This window comes from Romboutsia lituseburensis DSM 797 (assembly GCF_900103615.1).
In the GTDB taxonomy this organism is placed as follows: domain Bacteria; phylum Bacillota; class Clostridia; order Peptostreptococcales; family Peptostreptococcaceae; genus Romboutsia_F; species Romboutsia_F lituseburensis.
On sequence record NZ_FNGW01000023.1, the window covers coordinates 1 to 5,376 of the forward strand.

Sequence of the window (5,376 nt, forward strand, 5' to 3'; positions counted from 1 at the left end):
ACACAGAAGTTAAGCTCTTTAGCGCTGATGGTACTTGGGGGGCGACCCCCTGGGAGAGTAAGACGTAGCCACGTAATCTTTTTTTATATTTAAAAAAATTGTATCTAAAAGACTTTATGTAATAATTACATAGAGTCTTTTTATTTTATAACAAATTAATTTATTTCATTTATGAAATTTTCTATTCTAGATAAGCCTTCTAAAAAGATACTTTCATTGCAAGCGAATGAGATTCTTATATATTCATCCATTCCGAATGCTATACCAGGTACAACAGCTACATGATAATCGTCTAAAAGTTTATTGCAAAATGCTATAGAAAGGCTTGTGTCATATTTTATATTTCTTTTTAAATTACCTATATAGATAAAAGTATAAAATGCTCCATCAGGATAAATATAATCAATATTATTAATTGAATTTAATTTTTTACATATTAAATCACGTCTACTTTTATAAATACTTACCATGTTATCTATATCATCAGAACAACTTTTTAAAGCTTCATAAGCTATGTATTGAGATGTTAAACTAGGATGAGAGACTAAATGACCTTGAATAGTTGTTATTGCCTTAGCAATAGTTTTATTTGATGCAGTGTATCCTATACGCAATCCTGTCATTGCACATGATTTAGAAAGTCCATTTATAGTAATTGTAATAAATTTTGCATTTTCATTTAATGAAGCAACAGATACAAAATTTTCATTATAACAAATTTTTTCATAGATTTCATCTGCTAATATATATATATTATTATTATAACAAATTTCTACAATTTCACTTAGTTCTTTCTTAGTATATACACTACCTGTAGGATTAGATGGATTATTTATGATAATTAATTTTGTTTTACTTGTCATATTTTTTAATATATCATCAGAAGTTATTTTAAAGTTGTTAACTTTTTTAGTTTCAATAAAGATAGGTCTGCAATTTAATAGCTTTGTAATTTGTGGATAGCTAACCCAATAAGGGGTTGGTATTAAAATTTCATCTTCAGGATTGGTTAAAGCTAAAATAGTATTAGTAATACTATGTTTAGCACCGCTTGATACCACTATTTCATCTATGGAGTAATCTAAATCATTTTCAAGTTTTAGTTTTTTACATATTTCTTCTCTTAGATGCTTAAGTCCAGGAACTAAGTCATATTTAGTTAAATTTTCATTTAAGGAATTTATACCGCTTAACTTAGCTTTTCTGGGTACATTAAAATCAGGTTCTCCAATACTTAAATCTATTATATTAATACCTAAAGATTTTAGATCGTTAATTTTGGAACTTATCGATATTGTATATGATGGTGTTATATCTGATAATCTATTTGATAACATAGAAAATCCTCCTTTTTTTCATAAAAATAAATATGATACAATATAATTGTATTAATTATGGAACTTAAAATATATACAATTTATTAAATTATATATGAAATTTTTAACTAAAAATATTCACTTAATGTATATAAAGGAGATTAAGTATTTAAGTCGAATTACTATTATATATGTTATAAAATAATTTTACATTACTAATCAAAATTTGGATAATTTAATAAAAGAGACAATAAATTTTTTTATCCATACCAAATTCTTAGATGCGAATCTTAATTCTCAATACTTAAACAGCAAAATATTAAAATTAATAAAAAATATCAAAAATATTTTTTGTTTTAAAACTATTACAAATACTTAGGTTGAAATTATCCACATAGTATTTGCAATGTTTTCAGTCGGTTTGACTATTATGTACAAATTTGGTAATCTAGTTAGGTGACATTTAGACAGTCCCTTTAACAACGTTAAAGGGGATTTTTTTAAACTTAATACACTACATGTAGTGGTTGGAAGATAAATGAAATACAATATATAGTAATAGGGGGCGTTTTCAAATGATTAATTTTGTTAAGAAAAGAGATGGAAGAATAATACCTTTTAATGAGGATAGGATAACAAGAGCGATATTTTTAGCTGCTAGTAATGTAGCAGAAAAAGAGCATACGGTGCCTGATTATAAGCTTTCAGAGGAATTGACTCAAGAGGTTATAAAGTTCTTAAATTCTAAGTTTAATGATTCAATACCAAGTGTAGAAGATGTGCAAAACTCAGTTGTTAAAATTCTTATAGAAACTGGGCATGCAAAAACTAGTGAAGAATATATAATTTATAGAACTGAAAGAAGTAGGATAAGAAATTCTAAGACTAGACTTATGAAGGCTATAGAAGAAATAACATTTGAGGATGCAAATGACGCTGATATAAAAAGAGAAAATGCCAATATAAATGGAAACACAGCAATGGGAACAATGCTTCAATATGGAAGTACTGTATCTAAAGAGTTTTGTAAAACACATTTATTAAAACCAGAGCATTCATTTGCACATGACAATGGAGATATACATATACATGATATGGATTTTTTAAATATGGGAACATTAACTTGTTGTCAAATTGATATAGCTAAGTTATTTAAAGGTGGATTCTCAACAGGACATGGTTTCTTAAGAGAACCAAATGATATTATAAGTTACGCAGCTTTAGCAGCTATAGCTATACAAAGTAATCAAAATGATCAACATGGTGGACAAAGTATTCCTTTCTTTGATTATGGATTAGCTGAAGGTGTATATAAAACTTTCAAGAAATTCTATATAAGTAATATAACTAAAGCCATAAAATTGTTTAAAGGAAAAGACGTTAAAGAAGAGATAAAATCTATAGTGGATTCATTAGAAAAATCTATGGAAGTTAAATTAGGATTAATTAAAAATAAAGAATACCTATCTAGAGAGGCTAAGGAATTAGCTGATAAATTTGAACTAGATAATGAATTTATAATAAATATACAGAATTTTGCATATGAAGAAGCATATAAAGAGACTGATAGAAGAACTTACCAGGCTATGGAGGCATTTATACATAATTTAAATACAATGCACTCAAGAGCAGGGGCTCAAGTTCCTTTTTCTAGCGTAAATTTTGGAACAGACACAACTGAAGAAGGTAGGATGGTAACTAAAAATCTTCTGTTATCATTAGAAAAAGGATTAGGTAATGGTGAAACTCCTATATTCCCAATATTAATATTTAAAGTTAAAGAAGGGATAAGTTTAAATCAAGGAGATCCAAATTATGATTTATTTAAATTAGCATGTAGGGTTTCAGCAAAAAGATTATTCCCTAATTTTAGTTTCTTAGATGCTCCATTTAATGCTAAATATTATGTTGATGGTAAGCCAGAGACTGAGGCTACATATATGGGATGTAGAACTAGAGTACTTGGAAATGTATGTGGAGAAGAAATAGTAAGTGGAAGAGGTAATTTATCTTTTACTACTATAAACTTACCTAGGTTAGGAATTAAACATGGTATATTAAAAAATGAAGATGTTGATTTAGATGGATTCTTTGAAGAGTTAGATGAAAAAATAGACTTAGTTATAGATCAACTATTAGAGAGAATGGAAGTTCAAGGTAATAAAAAAATGAAAAACTTCCCATTCTTAATGGGTCAAGGAGTATGGAAAGGATCTGAAACACTAGGTCCAGAAGATACTTTAAAAGATGTTATCAAAGAAGGAACGTTAACTGTAGGATTTATAGGGTTAGCTGAATGTCTTATAGGGCTTATAGGTAAGCATCATGGTGAAAGTGAAGAAGCTCAAGATTTAGGGATAAAGATAATATCACACATGAGAGAGAGAATGGAACAAGCAAGTGATCAATATGAACTGAATTTCTCAGTAATAGCAACACCAGCTGAAGGTCTGTCAGGTAGATTTACAAGAATGGACAAAAAAGCATATGGTGAAATAGAAGGAATAACAGATAAAGAATATTACACTAACTCATTCCATGTACCTGTATATCATAAGATAAGTGCTTTTGATAAGATAAGAATAGAAGCTCCTTACCATGAACTTACTAATGCAGGTCATATAACATATATAGAATTAGATGGTAATCCATCAGATAACTTAGAAGCTTTTGAAACTATAATAAAAGCTATGAAAGAACAAGGAATCGGATATGGAAGTGTGAATCATCCGGTAGATAGAGATCCTATATGTGGATTTTCGGGAGTTATAGAAGGTAATATATGCCCTATATGCGGAAGAGATGAAGACGAAAGTGATATAAAATTTGAAAGAATAAGAAGAATAACTGGATACTTAGTAGGAACAGTAGACAGATTTAATAATGCTAAGCAAGCTGAAGTTCGTGACAGAGTAAAACATAGATAAATGAAACAAGGGGGAATGGTTATGAAAATAAGAATATCATCTTCTACAACATTTGATAGTATTGTAGATGGGCCAGGACTAAGAATGGTAGTTTGGACACAAGGGTGTATTCATAATTGCAAAGAATGCCACAACCCTCAAACACATGATTTATGCGGTGGACATGAGGTAGATACTCAGGATATTATAGATAAAATAAAAACGTTGAAATTACAAAGAGGTATTACGCTGTCTGGAGGAGAACCATTTTTACAACCAGAAGCATTAGAAGAGATAGCTAGAGAAGCTAAACAAAATAATTTAGATGTATGGTCTTATACTGGGTTTACAATAGAACAGTTACTAGATAAAAATAATCCTTCTAGATTTAAAAATTTAAATTTATTAAAGCAGATAGATATATTAGTAGATGGTAAATTTGAGATAAGTAAAAAAGATTTTATGCTTAAATTTAGAGGATCTTCTAATCAAAGAATTATAGATGTTCAAAAAACATTGAAATTAAAAAAAGTAGTATTAGTTGAAGAATACATGCAAGATGAATTATGTGAAGCTAAATAAAATAAAAAACACCTTTGGGTTAATCTCAAAGGTGTTTTTTATTGAAATAAACTATAATTAAACCTATTTAAAGTTATAATTGAGAATTTATGTAATAATTAAGTAATTTTAGGAGTAAAGATCTTTAAATTAGGGTATATTTATAGTTAAACATATATTTTTATTAAGTTAAAAAAGAAAATATATTATAAATACAAGTGAATTAAAAGAGATATATAAGTAAAAATATCAATAATAAATGTTGATAACTATGTTAATAATGTGGATAAAAAAAAGAAAATCTAGTTAAATCAGTTATAACAGATTGTTGATAATGTGGATAATGGGGAAATAGTAAAATATAAATTAAAATTTATTTTAAAAAATGTTAAAAAAGTATTGACCAAAGTGAAATAAGTTGGTATAGTATTACTTGTCCTTAAGAAAAAGGAAAATAACTTGTAGAAAAATGTTGACAAAGCAAAAGAGCTTTGGTAAACTAAAGAAGTTGAAAAAATGAACTTTGAAAATTAAACAGTAGGTTAATTTATAGAAACAAACATAATTCTTTATAGAATTAAACACAAACAACC

At 27.5% G+C, this 5,376-nt stretch carries 3 protein-coding genes and 1 rRNA gene; 3 read left to right on the top strand and 1 reads right to left on the bottom strand.

All coding sequences use genetic code 11. The features are described 5' to 3' along the window. Positions 1-74 (top strand): 5S ribosomal RNA (gene rrf / locus BLP75_RS17840); the annotation flags it as partial. A gap of 81 nt (positions 75-155) precedes the next feature. Here the strand turns inward: rrf and BLP75_RS17845 are convergent. Then, on the bottom strand, positions 156-1,337 hold the full coding sequence (locus BLP75_RS17845; RefSeq protein ID WP_092727890.1) for a pyridoxal phosphate-dependent aminotransferase: 1,182 nt from the start codon (positions 1,335-1,337) through the stop codon (positions 156-158). A 554-nt stretch (positions 1,338-1,891) separates the two neighbouring features. Here BLP75_RS17845 and BLP75_RS17850 point away from each other — a divergent pair. Both BLP75_RS17850 and nrdG read left to right on the top strand, forming a co-directional pair. Next, positions 1,892-4,243, top strand: coding sequence for an anaerobic ribonucleoside triphosphate reductase (locus BLP75_RS17850; protein ID WP_092727891.1), 2,352 nt, complete (start codon positions 1,892-1,894; stop codon positions 4,241-4,243). A 21-nt stretch (positions 4,244-4,264) separates the two neighbouring features. After that, positions 4,265-4,804, top strand: coding sequence for an anaerobic ribonucleoside-triphosphate reductase activating protein (nrdG, locus tag BLP75_RS17855; RefSeq protein ID WP_092727892.1), 540 nt, complete (start codon positions 4,265-4,267; stop codon positions 4,802-4,804). Positions 4,805-5,376: the final 572 nt, after the last annotated feature.